Here is a 16800-nt window from a genome sequence, read left to right as displayed (position 1 = left end):
TGGTGGTCGGGTGCCGGGGTGCCGGGCCGGTGGCCGAAAGCATGCCCTCACCGACGTCGGCGCCGAGCCCCGCGCCGACGTTCCTCGACACCGGCGGATGTGCCGCCCGCGAGGGCGCGGCGAACTCGCCGGCCTTCCTGGAGGTGTCCTGCACGAGCGAGCGGGCGGCGGCGAGGGTGCTGGTGCGGCGATCGGGGGCGGTGGTGGCGGGGGCGGCCGTCGACTGCCCGCTCGCCACGGACTTCGTGCTGTACCTGTCCGAGGGGGCCCCGGCCGTTCGGGGCTACGCCTGCATGCGGAACCTTGAACCCCCGCATCCCGGTGACCCCGGGGCCGGGGGCGGGCCCTTCACGGTGGTCGGGGACTGTGTGTACGCGGCGGGTTCCGACCAGGTTCGGGAGACGCCGTGCGACGGGTCGGGGTCGCATGCGCCCCAGCACAGGGTGGCGACGGCGGTCGCCCGCCGGGCGCTGTGCCCGCCGTCCACCACGCTGTACGTCCAACTGACCGGCCCCCAGCCCCCGGTGGGCTGCGCCCGGCGCGCCTAGCCCGCCGGGGGCGGTGCACTGGGGCTCCGCCCCAGACCCCGGTTCGTCCCCCACCCCGCCCCTCCCCTAGACCCTCCGGGGGTCAAAAGACCCTGGGGGCTCCGCCCCCAGACCCCCGTTCGCGCCTGAACGGCGCTCGTCCTCTAGCGCCGGACGGGCTGAAGATGCCGGTGCGGGCCGGCACCAGTACCGCTAGGGGCGCGGGGAACTGCGCGACCAGCCACGCACGGTCCACAGCCGAACGGGGGCCCTGGGCGCAGGCCCGGAAGCCCGCCTGTTCCCATTCCCCCGGAGGGTTTCGGGAAGGGGTGGGGCGGGGCGAACTCCCGGGGTCCGGGGCGGAGCCCCAGGAGGTTACGGGCGCAGGGCCGCCGCCCGGTTCAGCGGGGTCGCGTCCAGCTTCGCGTCGTACGGCGCCTGCGGCTTCGCGGGGGCCGGGCTCAGGCCCGCCCAGCGCAGGATCGCGGACGTCGCCGCGGCCTTCTGCGTGGCCGGCAGCAGGCCCACCTTCGAGCCGTGGTTGCCGCCCGGGACCGTGTACACGTAGGAGTCGCGTGCTCCCGAACCGAGAGAGAACCGCTCGGCACCCCACGGGTCGTTCTGGCCGTACACGTACAGCATGTGGTCGGCGTGGTGCTTGACCCACGCGTCGACGTCCGGCATCGCCCACGGCTGGAACCGCATCGGGATGTCCCGCGGCACGAAGTTGCGCGGCGGCTGGTAGCCGTAGCGGCTCAGCTTGCCGAGCCAGGGCTGCTTGATGGTGGGCGAGCCCAACTGCGTACCGGCCTGGTAGTAGTACGCCGTGTACGGGGCGAGGCCCTGGTCCGTGTAGAAGGAGTAGCCCGAGATCGTGTCGATCGAGTCCCAGATCGCCTGGTCGGTGGCGTGCGCCGCGTCCGCCGGGATCGTGGAGCACTCGGCCAGCAGGTGGTACTGCCAGAAGCCCCAGACGTAGTCGAGCACGACCGCCTCGTAGGCCTTGTCGAGGGAGCCGACCGTCGTGAAGGTGTAGCCGTTCGCGGTCGCGTACTCCTGGTACTTCTTCTCCAGGGACGTCCGCCGCACGAGCGCCTCGCGCTGCACGCCCTCCAGCTTGTCGCGGCACTCCTTGGTGCCCACGGTCCTGAAGAACCGGTCGTAGGCCGAATCCTCGTTGTTCACCACGTCGTTGGGGGCCACGTATGCGACGACCCCGTCCATGTCACGCGGGTAGAAGCGCTTGTAGTACGTGGCCGTCATGCCGCCCTTGGAGCCGCCCGTGGTCAGCCAGTTCTTCGAGTAGATCGGCTTCAGGGCCCGGAAGATGGCGTGCTGGTCGCTCGCCGCCTGCCAGATGTCGTCCTTGGACCAGTCGGTGGGCTGCGGCCGGGACTGCGGGAAGTAGCGGTACTCGACGGAGACCTGGTTGCCGTCGACGATCTGCGTCGGCTCGCTGCGGCTGGGGTTCGTCGAGACGTCGTAGCCGCTGGTGTACATCACCGTCGGGCGGTCGGTGTCCTTGTGCAGCAGGGTGAACCGCTGCTGGAAGGTGGCCCGGCTGTACGGGTTGTGGTGGTCGACCGGCTGCGTGATGGAGAGAACGAAGTAGCGGTAGCCGGTGTACGGCTTCTCTTCTATGAGACGTATCCCGGGTATCGCCAGGATGCGGTCCTTGATGTCCGGCTCGGCGGCGGTGGCCGCCCCTGCCGTGGCTCCCGTCGCGGTCAGCGTGCCTATCAGCACGACCAGCGACAACAGCCATCTGAACGCCTTGCGCATTCACACTCCCCTGTGGGGCCCCTGTGGGCTCGGAACGTGGCCTCGCGAACCTAGCGGTGTCAACACCGGCCCCGCCAGACCCAGTTGTTCCCCACGGGTGGCCTTCAGCGGCCGGTCAGCAGACCCAGCCCGTCTGCGCCGAGCCGCCACCCGCTATCGCGCCGGTGGCGCGGACACAGCGGCTGCCCGCGTGCACGGTGACGGGGCCCGCCAACTGCGTATAGGCGCCGGAGTCACCGGCCGGGGCGCTGCCGCGGGCCTGGATCGTGACCGACATCCGGCGCCGCGTCCCCGGGTTCTTCGCGGCGGTCACCGCGCACGCGTACCCGTTGCCCTTGTAGAGGCGCAGCTCCCCCGCGCCGAACCCCACCGCCTTCACCGGCCGCCCCGCGCACGGAGCCGCCGCGTCCGCGCTGCCGCCGGCCGGCCCGAACACGACCAGGCCGCCCGCCGCCGCGAGCACGGCCAGCACGGGCCCTGTGCGCCCCTTACCGCTCACCCCACCGAACACGCTTGCACCCTTCCGTCACGTGCGCGTACGTGGGGTGGGACGCGGTAAGTCGTCCGACGGTTCTCCGGTGCGGGTGCGCGTCCGGTGCCGATCGCCGACGGCACGCCGTGGGGACCGTTCGCGCAGTTCCCCGCGCCCCCAACCCCCTTTCGGCCTCGCACCGTGCGTGGCTGATCGCGCAGTTCCCCGCGCCCCCAACCCCCTTTCGGCCTCGCACCGTGCGTGGCTGATCGCGCAGTTCCCCGCGCCCCCAACCCCCTTTCGGCTGCGGACCGTGGTCGCTTCTCGCGCAGTTCCCCGCGCCCCTAACCCCGTTTTCGTCCGCGGGCCGTGCGTGGCTGGTTGCACAGTTCCCCGCGCCCCCAAAAAAACCCGTCGCCGGCCTCGCGCCGTGGTCGCTTTTCGCGCAGTTCCTCGCGCCCCTGAAAGGCTCGGTGCTGGGGCACCTACAGCCTGTCCGGCGTTTGAGGACGAGCGCCGTTCAGGCGCGAACGGGGGTGCAGGGGGCGGAGCCCCCGCAGGGGTCTGGGGCGCAGCCCCAGGGACCGGAACCAACCAACCCCGAGTGACGGGCGGGCGGGTGGGCAAACCCCCCGGGGTCTGGGGCGGAGCCCCAGGGGGTTGGGGGTCAGCGGGCTGCGAGCGGCTCGTCCTCGGGCTCGGCTTCGCCGATGAACGTGCGCCACAGCCGCGCGTACTTGCCGTCCAGGGCGAGGAGTTCGTCGTGCGTGCCGTCCTCGGCGACGCGGCCGTGGTCCATCACGATCACCCGGTCCGCGCGGGCCGCCGTGGTGAGGCGGTGCGCGACGACCAGCGTCGTACGGCGTCCGGTGAGCCGCTCGGTGGCCTGGTTGACCTGGGCCTCGGTCGCGAGGTCGAGCGCGGCCGTCGCCTCGTCGAGCAGCAGGACGTCCGGGTCGACGAGCTCGGCGCGGGCCAGCGCGATCAGCTGGCGCTGCCCGGCGGAGAGGTTGCGGCCGCGCTCGGCGACCTCGTGCAGATAGCCGCCGTCGAGCGTGGCGATCATGTCGTGGGCGCCGACCGCGCGGGCCGCCGCCTCCACCTCGGCGTCGCTCGCGTCGGGACGGCCGTAGGCGATGGCGTCGCGGACCGTGCCTTCGAAGAGGTACGCCTCCTGCGGGACGACGCCGAGCCGGTGCCGGTAGGCGGTGATGTCCAGGTCACGCAGGTCCGTGCCGTCGGCGGTGACCCTCCCGCCTGTCGGGTCGTAGAAGCGCGCCACCAGCTTGACGAGGGTGGACTTGCCCGCGCCGGTCTCGCCGACGAACGCGACGGTCTGCCCGGCCGGTATGCGCAGGTCGACCCCGCTGAGCGCCTCCTCCGGCTCGTCGGCGGAGCCGTACGCGAAGTCGACGTTCTCGAAGGCGATCTCGCCGCGCAGCGAGAGCACGTCGAGCGGCTCGGTGGCCGCGGCCGTGGACGTCTTCTCGCGCAGGAGTTCCTGGATGCGCTTGAGGGAGACCGTCGCCTGCTGGTAGCCGTCGAAGACCTGCGAGAGCTGCTGCACGGGGGCGAAGAACAGGTCGATGTAGAGCAGGTAGGCGACGAGCGCGCCCGTGGTGAGGGTGCCGGCGTCGACCCGGTGCGCGCCCACGATCAGCACGGCGGCCGCCGCCACCGACGACAGGAGCTGCACGAACGGGAAGTACACCGAGATCAGCCACTGGCCGCGCACCCGCGCCTGGCGGTAGTGGTCGCTGCGCCCGGCGAACCGCGCGGAGCCGTCGTGCTCGCGCCGGAACGCCTGCACGATGCGCAGGCCCGACACGGACTCCTGGAGGTCTGCGTTGACGACGCTGACCCGCTCGCGGGCCAGTTCGTAGGCCTGGACGCTCTTCTTGCGGAAGACGTACGTGCCGACGACGAGGAACGGCAGCGTGGCGAAGACGACGAGCGCGAGCTGGATGTCGATGACGAGCAGCGCCACCATGATGCCGAAGAACGTGACGACGGAGACGAACGCGGTGACCAGGCCCGTCTGCAGGAACGTGGACAGCGCGTCGACGTCCGTCGTCATACGGGTCATGATCCGGCCGGTCAACTCCCGTTCGTAGTAGTCGAGTCCGAGTCGCTGGAGCTGGGCGAAGATCTTCAGGCGCAGGGCGTACAGGATGCGTTCGCCGGTGCGGCCGGTGATCTGGGTCTCGCGGGTCTGGGCGATCCACTGCACGGCGACGCTGAGCAGGGCGAGCCCGGCCGCCGCCCACACCGCACCGAGCGCGAGCTTGGTGACGCCTTGGTCGATGCCGTGCCGGATCAGGATCGGCAGGATCAGCGACATGCCCGCGTCGACGACGACGAGGAGGAGCGAGGCGAGCAGCGGGAGGCCGAAGCCGTGCAGGAGCCTGCGCAGGCCGTAGGACTCCTCGGCCCGGACGGCCCTGGCCTCGTCTATCGCGGGCACGTCGGTCGCGGGCGGCAGGGCCTCGACCTGGGCGAGCAGTTCGGGGGTGGCCGGCATGCCGCCGGGAGCGGCCGACTCGGCCTTCTCCTCGCGGACCCACAGCGGCGGGGTGATGCCGCGCTCGACGTCGTACTCCGCGTCCAGCTCGTCCCGTACGGAGTGGTCCTCGTCCTCGGTGTGCGGGGCGGGCGGGGTGTGGCCCGGGGAGACCGCGCCGAGTTCGTCGGGGTCGGTGAGCAGGCGGCGGTAGAGGGCGCTGTCGCGCTGGAGCTCGTCGTGGGTGCCGATCGCGGCGAGCCGCCCGTCGTCGAGGACGGCGATGCGGTCGGCGAGGGCGAGGGTGGAGCGGCGGTGCGCGATGAGCAGGGTGGTGCGGCCCGCCATGACCGACTTGAGGGCCTCGTGGATCTCGTGCTCGACGCGGGCGTCGACGGCCGAGGTCGCGTCGTCCAGGACGAGCAGGCGGGGGTCGGTGAGGATGGCGCGGGCCAGCGCGACGCGCTGGCGCTGGCCGCCGGAGAGGGTCAGGCCGTGCTCGCCGACGGTGGTGTCGTAGCCCTTGGGCAGCTCGGCGATGAAACGGTCCGCCTGGGCGGCGCGGGCGGCCTTCTCGATCTCCTCCTGGGTGGCGTCCGGCTTTCCGTACGCGATGTTGGCGCCGACGGTGTCGGAGAAGAGGAAGGAGTCCTCGGGGACCAGCCCGATGGCGGCGCGCAGCGAGGAGAGCGTCAGTTCCCGTACGTCGTGGCCGCCGACGAGGACGGCGCCGTGTTCGACGTCGTAGAAGCGGGGCAGCAGCAGCGAGACGGTGGACTTGCCGGAGCCGGACGAGCCGACCACGGCGACGGTCTCGCCGGGCCGGATGTCGAGCGAGAAGCCCTTCAGGACGGGCCGCTCGGTGTCGTAGCCGAAGCTCACGTCGTCGAACTCGACGGTGGCGGGGGCGGCGGGCGACAGCTCCTTGGTGCCGTCCCGCATCGACGGCTCGGTGTCGATGAGCTCCAGGACGCGTTCGACGCCGGCCCGCGCCTGCTGGCCCACGGTGAGCACCATGGCGAGCATGCGGACGGGCCCGACGAGCTGGGCGAGGTAGGTGGAGAACGCCACGAACGTGCCGAGCGTGATCTGGCCGCGGGTGGCGAGCCAGCCGCCGAGCGCCAGCATGGCGACCTGGCCGAGTGCGGGGACGGCCTGGAGGGCCGGGGTGTAGCGGGAGTTCAGCTTGATCGTGCGCAGGCGGCCCGCGAAGAGCTTGCGGCCGACCTCGCGGAGCTTGCCGGTCTCCTGGTCCTCCTGGCCGAATCCCTTGACGACCCGGACCCCGGACACGGCCCCGTCGACGACTCCGGCCACGGCGGCGGCCTGGCCCTGGGCGTACCAGGTGGCAGGGAAGAGGCGGGTGCGGCTGCGCTTGGCGATGAACCAGAGGGCGGGGGCCACGGCGAGGGCGACGAGGGTCAGCAGGGGCGACAGCCACGCCATGATCCCGATGGAGATCACGAAGAGCAGGACGTTGCCGATGGTCATCGGCAGCATGAAGAGCAGGCCCTGGATCAGCTGGAGGTCGCTGGTGGCCCGGCCGACGACCTGTCCGGTGGACAGCTCGTCCTGGCGCCGCCCGTCGAGCCGGGTGATCGTGCGGTACATCTCGGTCCGCAGGTCGTGCTGGACGTCGAGGGCGAGCCGCCCTCCGTAGTACCGCCGTATGTAGGTGAGCCCGTACACCACCACGGCGGAGGCTATGAGCAGGCCGGTCCACACGGCGAGGGAGCGGGTGTGGGCGCCGATGACGTCGTCGATGACCACCTTGGTGATCAGCGGGACGAGCGCCATGACGGCCATGCCGCCGAGCGAGGAGCCGAGCGCGAGCACCACGTTGCGCCGGTATCGCCAGGCGTACCCGGTCAGCCTGCGCGCCCACCCCTGTTGCGCACCCTCCGTCACGGCATTCCTCCCGTTGGTACCTGTCCTGCCGCAAGCCCCAACACGGGGGCCTGCGGATTTCATCCCGCCGCAACAAATACGGGACGTAAGGACCAGGACCTGTCCGACGTCCGGCCGGGCCCGCCGCGGCGGCCGGCCCGGGCCGCAGACGCGCCTCAGAGGTGGGTCGGCGCGAACATCTTCAGGAGGGCGGGCAGCACGACCACCGAGGGCCCGGGGGCCGCCAGCGCCTTGGCCAGGTCGGCGGTCAGGGTGTCCGCGGTGGTGCGGACGGCCGGGACGCCGAAGGATTCGGCGAGGGCCACGAAGTCCGGCCGGGCCAGCTCGGTGGCCGTGGCCTCACCGAACGTGTCCGTCATGTACTCGCGCAGGATGCCGTAGCCGCCGTCGTCGACGATCAGCCAGGTGACGGGCAGGTCGTACTGCCTGGCCGTGGCGAGCTCGGCGATCGAGTACATCGCCCCGCCGTCGCCGGACACCGCGAGGACCGGGTGCTCCGGATCGGCGGCGGCCGCGCCGAGGGCCGCCGGGAAGCCGTAGCCGAGGCCTCCGGCGCCCTGCGCCGAGTGCATCGCGCCGGGCCACGCCGACCAGGCCCAGTAGGCCAGGATCGTCATGTCCCAGAAGCTGGGCGCCCCGGCCGGCAGCGCCTCGCGCACGGCGGCCAGGATGCGCCGCTCCTCGCCGAGGTCCTGGGCGTCGATACGGGCCCGGACCTGGTCGAGGACGGTCCGCACCCGATCGGCGGCCGTCTCGTCGGTGCGCTCCCTGACCGTTTCGAGCAGGGCCTGGAGCGCGATCCGGGCGTCCGCGTGGATGCCGAGCGCCGGGTGGTTGGACTCCAGCTTGCCGAGGTCGGCCTCGATCTGGACGATCCGGCCGCGCGGCTTGAACGTGTGGTAGTTCGACGACAGCTCGCCGAGACCGGAGCCGACGACGAGCAGGACGTCCGCGTCCTCCAGGAAGTCCGTGGTGTGCCGGTCCTCCAGCCAGGACTGGAGCGAGAGCGGGTGCTCCCACGGGAAGGCGCCCTTGCCGCCGAAGGTCGTCACGACCGGCGCGTCGAGGCGCTCGGCGAGCGCGAGCAGTTTGCCCGCGGCGTCGGCGCGTACGACGCCGCCGCCCGCGATGATCGCCGGGCGGGCCGCGTTCGCCAGCAACTCGGCTGCCACAGCGGTCAGTTCGGGGCGCGGGACGACATCCTCGGGGAAGGCGTCCATGGGGGTGACGACGGGCAGCGCCGTCTCCGTGAGCAGCACGTCCTGCGGGATCTCCACCCACACCGGCCCGTGCGGCGCGGTCAGCGCCGACTCCCAGGCCGCCGCGATCGCGGAGGGGATCTGCGACTGACTGCGTACGGTGTGGACGGACTTGACCACATCGCGGAACGACGCCTTCTGGTCGCGCAGTTCGTGCAGATAGCCGTGGCGTCCGCCGCCAAGTCCCGCCGTGGGAACCTGACTTGAGATCGCGACGACCGGGGACGAGGCGGCCGCCGCCTCCTGGAGCGCGGCCAGCGAGGTCAGCGCGCCGGGGCCGGTCGAGAGCAGCAGCGGGGCGGCCTCGCCGGTGACCCGGCCGTAGGCGTCGGCGGCGAAGCCCGCGTTGTTCTCGACCCGGAGGCCGACGTAACGCAGGTCCGAGCGGCGCAGCGCGTCGAACATGCCGAGCGCGTGCTGGCCCGGCAGCCCGAACACGGTGGTGGCGCCGAGCCCCGCGAGGGTCTCGACCACCAGGTCACCGCCGTTGCGCCCGGGCGGGGGGTTCAGGGCGGCCTCCACCTGGCGCGGCGTGGGCCGCAGCACGAGGTCGTGGTCGTGGGTCATCGCGTCCTCTCCTTGGAGTCCTGGGAGCTCGGCCCTTCGGCCCGGTGCCGGTCCCCCGTCCGCCGGGCCGACGCCGTTGATCGTTTCCCGGTCCGTTCCGCGCTCAGGCGCGGCCGGCCGCGATCTGCCGGGACATGATCGTGGTGAGCTCGTACGCCGTGTGGGACGCGGCGACCGAGGTGATTTCGGCGTGGTCGTAGGCCGGGGCGACCTCGACGACGTCGGCGGAGACCAGGTTGCAGGAGGCGAGGCCCCGCAGGATCTCCAGGAGCTCGCGCGAGGTCATGCCGCCGGCCTCGGGGGTGCCGGTGCCGGGCGCGTGGGCCGGGTCGAGGCAGTCGATGTCGATGGAAATGTAGAGCGGGCGGTCGCCGATGCGCTGGCGGAGCTGGTCGGCGACCTCGTCGGCGCCGCGCCGGTAGACGTCGGCGGAGGTGACGATGCCGAAGCCCATCTTCTCGTCGTCGGTCAGGTCCTGCTTGCCGTACAGCGGGCCGCGGGTGCCGACGTGCGAGAGCGCCTCGGTGTCGAGGATGCCCTCCTCGACGGCCCGGCGGAACGGGGTGCCGTGGGTGTACTCGGCGCCGAAGTAGGTGTCCCAGGTGTCGAGGTGCGCGTCGAAGTGGAGCAGCGCGACCGGGCCGTGCTTCTTGGCGACCGAGCGGAGCAGCGGCAGCGCGATGGTGTGGTCGCCGCCGAGGGTCATCATCCGGGCGCCGGTGCCGAGCAGGTCGTCGGCGGCGGCCTCGATGGTCTCGACGGCCTCGTTGATGTTGAACGGGTTGGCCGCGATGTCACCGGCGTCGGCGACCTGGGCCAGCGCGAACGGCGAGGCATCCTGCGCCGGGTTGTACGGGCGCAGCAGGCGCGAGGCCTCGCGGATGGCGTTGCCGCCGAAACGGGCGCCGGGCCGGTAGGAGACACCGCTGTCGAAGGGCACGCCGACCACGGCGACATCGGCGGTGCCGACCTCGTCGAGGCGGGGCAGCCGGGCGAAGGTCGCGGGCCCGGCGTACCGCGGAATGCGGGACGAGTCGATCGGACCGCGCGGCGTTTCGTTGCTGCTCATCTGAATTGCCCTTCGTTTCAGTGTTTATGCGCTTTATCAGTGTGACTCTAGCTGTGTGCCGGCGCCGCTTCGGCCGCCGCCGGCTCGTCCGCGTCCGGATGCGCCCCGCGGCCGGCCAGCCGCTCGCGCCAGGCGGCGAGCACCGCGGCGTCGGTCGGCTTCGTCGCGAACGACACGACGACGTACGCGAGGAGCGAGGCGAGCAGTCCGTAGTAGACGGGCTCGTTGGCGAGGATGCCGTAGCGCACCATGAGCGCGACCACCGCGAGGCCGCCGACGACGACCGAGGCGAGCGCGCCCGACGCGGTGCCTCGCTTCCACAGCAGCCCGCCGAGGATCGGCACGAGCAGCCCGCCCACGAGCAGGTCGTAGGCGACGGTGAGGCCCTCGACGACGCTGCTCAGCCGGGTCGCGATGACGATCACCGCGATCCCCATGATCAGGATGAAGACCCGGTTGCCCCGGACCTCGTCGTGGTCGGCGCCGCTCTGCCCGGACCTGCCCCGCAGCCGCGCCCAGATGTCGTTGTTGGCGACGGTGGCCGAGGCGATGAGCGCGCCGGAGGAGGTGGACATCACGGCGGCGAGGGCGGCGGCGAGCACCAACCCCCTTACACCGACGGGGAGTTCGGCCTTCACGATGGTGGCGAACGCGTCGTCGGCACTGGCGAGGTTCGGGTAGAGCACCTTGGCGGCGGTGCCGATGACCGCGCCCGCGACGGCGTACACCAGACAGTACGTACCGGCGACGGTGCCGCCGAGCCGGGCGACCTTGTCGCTGCGTGCCGTGAACACGCGCTGCCAGATGTCCTGCCCGATGAGCATCCCGAAGGTGTAGATCAGGACGTACGTGAAGATCGTCTCGCCGCCGATGCCCAGCGGGTCGAAGTAGCCGGTGGGCAGCTTCGCCTTCATCGCGCCGAACCCGCCGGCCTTGACCACGGCGATGGGCAGCAGGAGCAGCAGCACCCCGATCGTCTTGACGACGAACTGCACCATGTCGGTGAGCGTGATGGACCACATGCCGCCGAGCGTCGAGTAGGCGACGACGATGGCGCCGCCCAGGACGATCGCGACCGTGCGGTTCAGGTCGAAGAGGACGTCGAAGATGGTGGCGTACGCGATGGTCGAGGTGACCGCGAGCATCAGCGTGTAGGCCCACATCACGACGCCGGAGATGAGCCCGGCCCGGCCGCCGTAGCGCAGGTCGAGCATCTCGGACACGGTGTAGACGCGGAGCCGCGCGATGCGGGCGGAGAAGAACACGGAGAGCGCGAGCAGGCCGAGGCCGATGGTGAACACCATCCAGGCGCCGGACAGGCCGTACTTGTAGCCGAGGCCGACGCCGCCGATGGTGGAGGCGCCGCCGAGCACGATGGCGGCCATGGTCCCGGAGTACATCGCGGGCCCCAACCGCCTTCCTGCGACCAGGAATTCGGACTTCGAGCGGGCGCGGCGCATGCCCCACCAGCCCATCGCCAGCATTCCGGCGAGATAGACGACGATCACTGTGTAGTCGACGGCCATGCGGGGCCCTCCTTCGCGCTCACTCGGGGGCGTGTCGTGCGGGGGGACATCGGTGCCCCACGGAGGCACCGAGGTTCCGTCGGCTGTTCGCGGGGACATCCGCCCGTACCCGCGGCCTTCGGTTCGGCACGACCCTAGGTGGCCGGAAAGCAACGCTGAAGTGTACGTTTCCTCCACTCCCGATGCTGCTGATGGATGGATCGTCCACCATGCCGGACCAGACCGCTCCGCCCGCCCCGACCACTCCCCCCACCCCACCGGTCGCGCTCGCCGCGCTGCTGGCCCGCGCCGACCTCGGCCTGCGGCAGCTGGCGGGGCCCCCGGACGCGTCCATCCGCTGGGTGCACACCTCGGAGATGGCCGACCCGTTCCCGTACCTGCTCGGCGGCGAGCTCCTGATGACGGCGGGGGTGCAGCTCCCCGACCCCGAGGTCTACGTGGCCCGGGTGGCGGCCGCGGGGGCGGCGGCCCTCGGCTTCGGCGTGGCCCCGGTGTACGACGCGGTCCCGCCCGCGCTGGTGGAGGCCTGCGCCCGCCACGGCCTCCCCCTCCTGGAGGTGCCGCCGCAGACGACGTTCTCGGGGGTGGCCCGGGCGGTGTGGCTGCTGATGGCGCGGGCCCGGGAGGACGAGTTGCGGCGGGTGAACGAGGGCCAGCGGGCGCTGGCCACGGCTGCGGCCCGGCCCGAGCCGGTGGGTGCGGTGCTGCGGGTGCTGGCGGGGCGGGTCGGAGGGTGGGCGGCCCTGGTCACTCCGGCGGGGTCGGTGCTGGACGCGGCGGGGCCGGAACCGTCCGACGCCGTGGGGGCGGGGGTGCGGGGGCTGGTGCGGGTGGTGGCGCCTTCGGCGGATCTTCCCCGTCCCGCCCCTTCCCGCAGGCCGCCCGTGGACGACACGTCGGCCGCGGGCCGCCCTGCACGGGGCTCCGCCCCGGACCCAGGTCCCCAAAAAACTCCGGAGGGGCTGGAATGCGCGCCCGAGGCCCCCGGCGCACCCGCCGGGCGGCACCCGGAGCACCCATCCCCGGAGGGTCGCGGGAAGGGGCGGGGCGGGGGAGGCGCGCTCACCGCGAGCGACACCGTGGCCGGCACCCACCTCACCACCTACGCCCTCGCAGGGCCCCGGGTGCTGGCCCTCGCCACCCCGCACCGCGCCCCCGGCGACCACACCATCGCCGGCGTCGCGGCCGTGCTGCTCACCCTGCTCACCGCGGAGCGGCAGGGCGCCGACGAGGCCGCCCGTTCGGCCGCACTGGTGCGGATGATGCTGGGCGCCACGCCCGAAGAGGCCGGGCCGCTGCTCGGCCCGGGGCCGTGGACCGTGGTGCACGGCCGGGGCCAGGGCCCGGCCCCCGAGCTCGGGACCCCGCTGGTCGAGGCGGCGGGGCAGCACGTACGCGCCCTCGTGCCGGCCGGCCGCGAGATCGCCCCGCACCCCGGCTGGACCCTCGGCGTCAGCGCCCCCGCCGCGCTGGACGGCCTCGCCGTCGCCGACACCCAGGCCGCCCGGGCCCTGGAGCGCGCGGAGGCGACCCGCGTCACCCTCGCCCGGCACCGCCCCGCCGGTTTCGGGGGCCTCGTGGACCCCGGGGAAGCCGCCGCGTACGCCCGTGAACTGCTCGCCCCGCTCACCGAGACCCTGCGCACCACCCTGCGCACCTGGCTCTCGCTGCACGGGAGTTGGGACCGCAGCGCGGTGGCGCTCGGGGTGCACCGCAACACCGTCCGCCAGCGGATCGGCCGCTGTGCGGCGCTGCTCGGGAGCGACCTCGACGACATGGACGTACGCACCGAGCTCTGGCTGGCGCTCAGAAGTGCCGAGTCTCACTCTGGACAGTGCCGGTGACTGCCGGGTAACTTCGTTATTCAACCTGAGCAAGCGCTTAGACGAATGTGAGCCGAGGAGGGCGACCGTGCGCCGTACGGTATTCGACGAAGACCACGAGGCGTTCCGGGAGACCCTGCGCGCCTTCATCGAGGCCGAGGTCGTCCCGGTCTACGACGAGTGGTTCGCGCAGGGCATCGTGCCGCGCGAGTTCTACTACAAGCTCGCCGAGCTCGGCATCTTCGGCATCCGCGTGGACGAGGAGTTCGGCGGCGCCGGCATCGACTCGTACAAGTTCGAGGCCGTGATGTACGAGGAGACGGCCCGCGCGGGCGTCCAGTTCGGCGGCTCGGGCGTGCACGTGCTGCTCGGCCTCCCGTACATCAAGATGCTCGCCACCGACGAGCAGAAGAAGCGCTTCCTGCCGAAGTTCGTCTCCGGCGAGGAGATGTGGGCGCTCGCGATGACCGAGCCGGGCACCGGCTCCGACCTCGCGGGCATGAAGACCACCGCCAAGCTCTCCGAGGACGGCTCGCACTACGTCCTCAACGGCGCCAAGACCTTCATCACCGGCGGTGTGCACGCCGACCGCGTGATCGTCTGCGCCCGCACCGACGCCCCCTCCGCCGAGGACCGCCGCCACGGCATCTCGCTGTTCGCGGTGGACACCAAGTCCGAGGGCTACTCGGTCGGCCGCAAGCTCGACAAGCTCGGCCTGAAGACCTCCGACACCGCCGAGCTCGCGTTCGTCGACGTCAAGGTGCCCGCCGAGGACCTGCTCGGCGAGGAGAACAAGGGCTTCTACTACCTGGGCCACAACCTCGCCTCCGAGCGCTGGGGCATCGCGTTCGGCGCGTACGCCCAGGCCAAGGCGGCCGTCCGGTTCGCCAAGGAGTACGTCCAGGACCGTACGGTCTTCGGCAAGACGGTCGCCTCGTTCCAGAACACCAAGTTCGAACTGGCCGCCTGCCAGGCCGAGGTGGACGCCGCCGAGGCGGTCGCCGACCGCGCCCTTGAGGCGCTGGACGCGGGCGAGCTGACGCCGGCCGAGGCCGCGTCCGCGAAGCTGTTCTGCACCGAGGTCGCGCACCGCGTCATCGACCGCTGCCTCCAGCTGCACGGCGGCTACGGCTTCATGAACGAGTACCCGATCGCCCGCCTGTACGCCGACAACCGGGTGAACCGGATCTACGGCGGCACCAGCGAGATCATGAAGTCGATCATCGCCAAGAACATGGGGCTGTAGGGGCCGGCCACACCGACCTGTACAACTACCTTCATGCATCAGGCACTTGAGAACCTCCTCGATCTGCTCGACCTGGAGCGGATCGAGGAGGACATCTTCCGCGGCCGGTCCCGCTCGGCGGTCGTGCCCCGCGTCTTCGGCGGCCAAGTGGCCGCTCAGGCGCTGGTCGCGGCCGGCCGCACCGTGCCCGCCGACCGGATGGCGCACTCGCTGCACGCCTACTTCCTGCGGGCCGGCGACCCGGGCGCACCGATCGTCTACACCGTCGACCGCATCCGCGACGGCGCCTCCTTCACCACCCGCCGCGTCGTCGCCATCCAGCACGGGCAGCCGATCTTCCATCTCTCCGCGTCGTTCCAGACGTACGAGGAGGGCATGGAGCACCAGGCCGGGATGCCGCCCGCGCCGGACCCGGAGTCGCTGCCGACGGCCGCCGAGATGCTGCCTCGGTACGCGGACGCCTTCCGCGACGCGGGCGTGGTGGACCGGCTGATCGAGGCCCGCGCGGCCGTCGATCTGCGGTACGTGGACGCGCCGCCGTGGGGCAGCGTCGGCACCCCGCGCGAGCCGCGCTCGCAGGTGTGGTTCCGCACCAACGGCAAGCTCGCCGACGACCCGCTGCTGCACGTGTGCCTGGCGACGTACGTCTCCGACATGACGCTGCTCGACTCGGTGCTGCTCGCCCACGGGCGGGGCGGCTGGGCGGTCGGGGACGTGGTGGGCGCCTCGCTCGACCATGCGATGTGGTTCCACCGGCCCTTCCGGGCCGACGAATGGCTGCTCTACGACCAGGAGTCGCCCTCGGCATCCGGCGGACGCGGGCTCGGGCAGGCGCGGATCTACACGCAGGACGGGCGGCTCGCGATCACCGTGATCCAGGAGGGCGTCGTCCGCATCCCGCGCTGACATCGCCGGGCACGGGGATCGGACATACCGTCCGGGTATGAGCGCATCGGACGAGGGCGGCGGCGAGAGTACGGTCACGGTCGTCGTGGCGGCGGTCGCCAACCTCGGGATCGCGCTCGCGAAGGCCGTGGCCGGGGTGATCAGCGGGTCGAGCGCGATGCTGTCGGAGGCCGCGCACTCACTCGCCGACACGGTCACCGAGCTGCTCCTGCTGACCGCGCTCAAGCGCAGCGACAAGCCGGCCGACGAGGAGCACCCGCTCGGGTACGGGCCCGAGCGCTACATCTGGGCGATGTTCGCGGCGGTCGCCACCTTCGTCGGCGGCGCGGTGTTCTCGGTCTACGACGGCATCCACACGCTGGTGGCGGGCGAGGAGCTGGGCGACCCGCTCGTCTCCTACCTCGTCCTCGCGGTCGCCTTCCTCCTGGAGGGCTATTCGCTGCGGACCGGCATCCGCCAGGTGAAGGCGGAGGCGGCGCGGCTCGGGGCGCCGGTGGGCCGCTACTTCCGGCTGACGCCGGACACCGCGGTGGAGGCGGTGGTGATGGAGGACTCCGCCGCCCTGGTCGGCCTGCTGCTCGCGGCGGGCGGCCTGCTCGGCGGCCAGATCACGGGCTCCGGCGTCTGGGACGGTACGGCGTCCGTGCTGATCGGCGTGCTCCTGGTGTACGTGGCGTGGGAGCTGGGCCGCTCCAACGCGCGCCTGCTGATCGGCCGTCCGCTGCCGCGGGAGATGCGGGCGCGGGTGCGGGAGGTGTTGCTCGGGGTGCCGCACGTGGAGGCGGTCCTGGAGCTGACCACGCTCATCCAGGGCCCGGAGGAGATCCTGATCGCCGCGAAGATCGACTTCCGGGACGTGTCGACGGCGGCGGAGGTCGAGCGGGCCTGCGACGAGGCGGAGGCCCGCCTGCGCGCCCGCTTCCCGGCGGTCCGCCGCGTCTACCTGGACCCGACCCCCTCCGCCTAGAGCGGCGGGCCCGAGCCCATCGCTCCCCCGCCACGCGCGGGGCCGCTCGCGCGGTTCCCCGCGCCCCCAACCCCCTCCTCGTCCGTCCACCGTGCGTGGCTGTGCCGGCCCGCACCGGGGCATTTCAGCCCGTCCGGCGTTTGAGGACGAGCGCCGTTCAGGCGCGAACGGGGTCTGGGGCGGAGCCCCAGGGACCCGGAACCAACCAACCCCGGGCAACGGGCGGGCGGGTGGGCAAACCCCCCAGG

General features: G+C 72.4%; 11 protein-coding genes. 5 read left to right on the top strand and 6 right to left on the bottom strand.

Going from position 1 to position 16800, the window contains the following annotated elements; translation table 11 throughout:
• Positions 1 to 41 precede the first annotated feature (41 nt).
• A complete protein-coding gene (locus tag IE267_RS30975) occupies positions 42 to 548 on the top strand; it encodes a hypothetical protein (protein WP_229861503.1) in 507 nt (168 codons plus the stop codon).
• 354 nt (positions 549 to 902) lie between these two features.
• Here the strand turns inward: IE267_RS30975 and IE267_RS30970 are convergent, their stop codons facing one another.
• The 6 genes from IE267_RS30970 to IE267_RS30945 all read right to left on the bottom strand — a co-directional run bounded on the left by IE267_RS30970 (position 903) and on the right by IE267_RS30945 (position 11610).
• Positions 903 to 2309, bottom strand: coding sequence for a S28 family serine protease (locus IE267_RS30970; RefSeq protein ID WP_189765442.1), 1407 nt, complete (start codon positions 2307 to 2309; stop codon positions 903 to 905).
• Between the two features lie 115 nt (positions 2310 to 2424).
• The gene (locus IE267_RS30965; RefSeq protein WP_161257218.1) at positions 2425 to 2781 is read right to left on the bottom strand and encodes a hypothetical protein; all 357 of its coding nucleotides are present in this window, start codon (positions 2779 to 2781) and stop codon (positions 2425 to 2427) included.
• 667 nt (positions 2782 to 3448) lie between these two features.
• Complete coding sequence (locus IE267_RS30960) at positions 3449 to 7189, bottom strand: ABC transporter ATP-binding protein (protein ID WP_167153075.1); 3741 nt, start codon at positions 7187 to 7189, stop codon at positions 3449 to 3451.
• Between the two features lie 155 nt (positions 7190 to 7344).
• Positions 7345 to 9015, bottom strand: coding sequence for a thiamine pyrophosphate-binding protein (locus tag IE267_RS30955; protein ID WP_189765441.1), 1671 nt, complete (start codon positions 9013 to 9015; stop codon positions 7345 to 7347).
• 103 nt (positions 9016 to 9118) lie between these two features.
• Positions 9119 to 10084: an agmatinase gene (gene speB, locus IE267_RS30950; RefSeq protein ID WP_167153073.1), complete on the bottom strand. Its 966-nt coding sequence runs from the start codon at positions 10082 to 10084 to the stop codon at positions 9119 to 9121.
• A 47-nt stretch (positions 10085 to 10131) separates the two neighbouring features.
• Positions 10132 to 11610 carry a sodium:solute symporter family protein gene (locus IE267_RS30945; protein ID WP_167153072.1) on the bottom strand — a complete coding sequence of 493 codons (1479 nt, stop codon included), beginning with the start codon at positions 11608 to 11610 and terminating at the stop codon, positions 10132 to 10134.
• Positions 11611 to 11819: 209 nt separating this feature from the next.
• On the opposite strand from IE267_RS30945, the gene IE267_RS30940 reads away from it, so the two are divergent.
• The 4 genes from IE267_RS30940 (at position 11820) to IE267_RS30925 (ending at position 16552) form a co-directional block, all read left to right on the top strand.
• On the top strand, positions 11820 to 13454 hold the full coding sequence (locus IE267_RS30940; protein WP_229861502.1) for a PucR family transcriptional regulator: 1635 nt from the start codon (positions 11820 to 11822) through the stop codon (positions 13452 to 13454).
• A gap of 67 nt (positions 13455 to 13521) precedes the next feature.
• Positions 13522 to 14679: an acyl-CoA dehydrogenase family protein gene (locus tag IE267_RS30935; protein WP_167153070.1), complete on the top strand. Its 1158-nt coding sequence runs from the start codon at positions 13522 to 13524 to the stop codon at positions 14677 to 14679.
• A gap of 33 nt (positions 14680 to 14712) precedes the next feature.
• Positions 14713 to 15585, top strand: coding sequence for an acyl-CoA thioesterase II (gene tesB, locus IE267_RS30930; RefSeq protein ID WP_167153069.1), 873 nt, complete (start codon positions 14713 to 14715; stop codon positions 15583 to 15585).
• A gap of 37 nt (positions 15586 to 15622) precedes the next feature.
• Positions 15623 to 16552 carry a cation diffusion facilitator family transporter gene (locus IE267_RS30925; protein ID WP_189765440.1) on the top strand — a complete coding sequence of 310 codons (930 nt, stop codon included), beginning with the start codon at positions 15623 to 15625 and terminating at the stop codon, positions 16550 to 16552.
• The last annotated feature ends 248 nt before the right edge of the window (positions 16553 to 16800 follow it).

It is taken from the genome of Streptomyces xanthochromogenes (genome assembly GCF_014650455.1).
In the GTDB taxonomy this organism is placed as follows: Bacteria; Actinomycetota; Actinomycetes; order Streptomycetales; family Streptomycetaceae; genus Streptomyces; species Streptomyces xanthochromogenes.
Note: the sequence above shows the minus strand (reverse complement) of the source record. Positions and strands in the feature narration are given on the sequence as shown.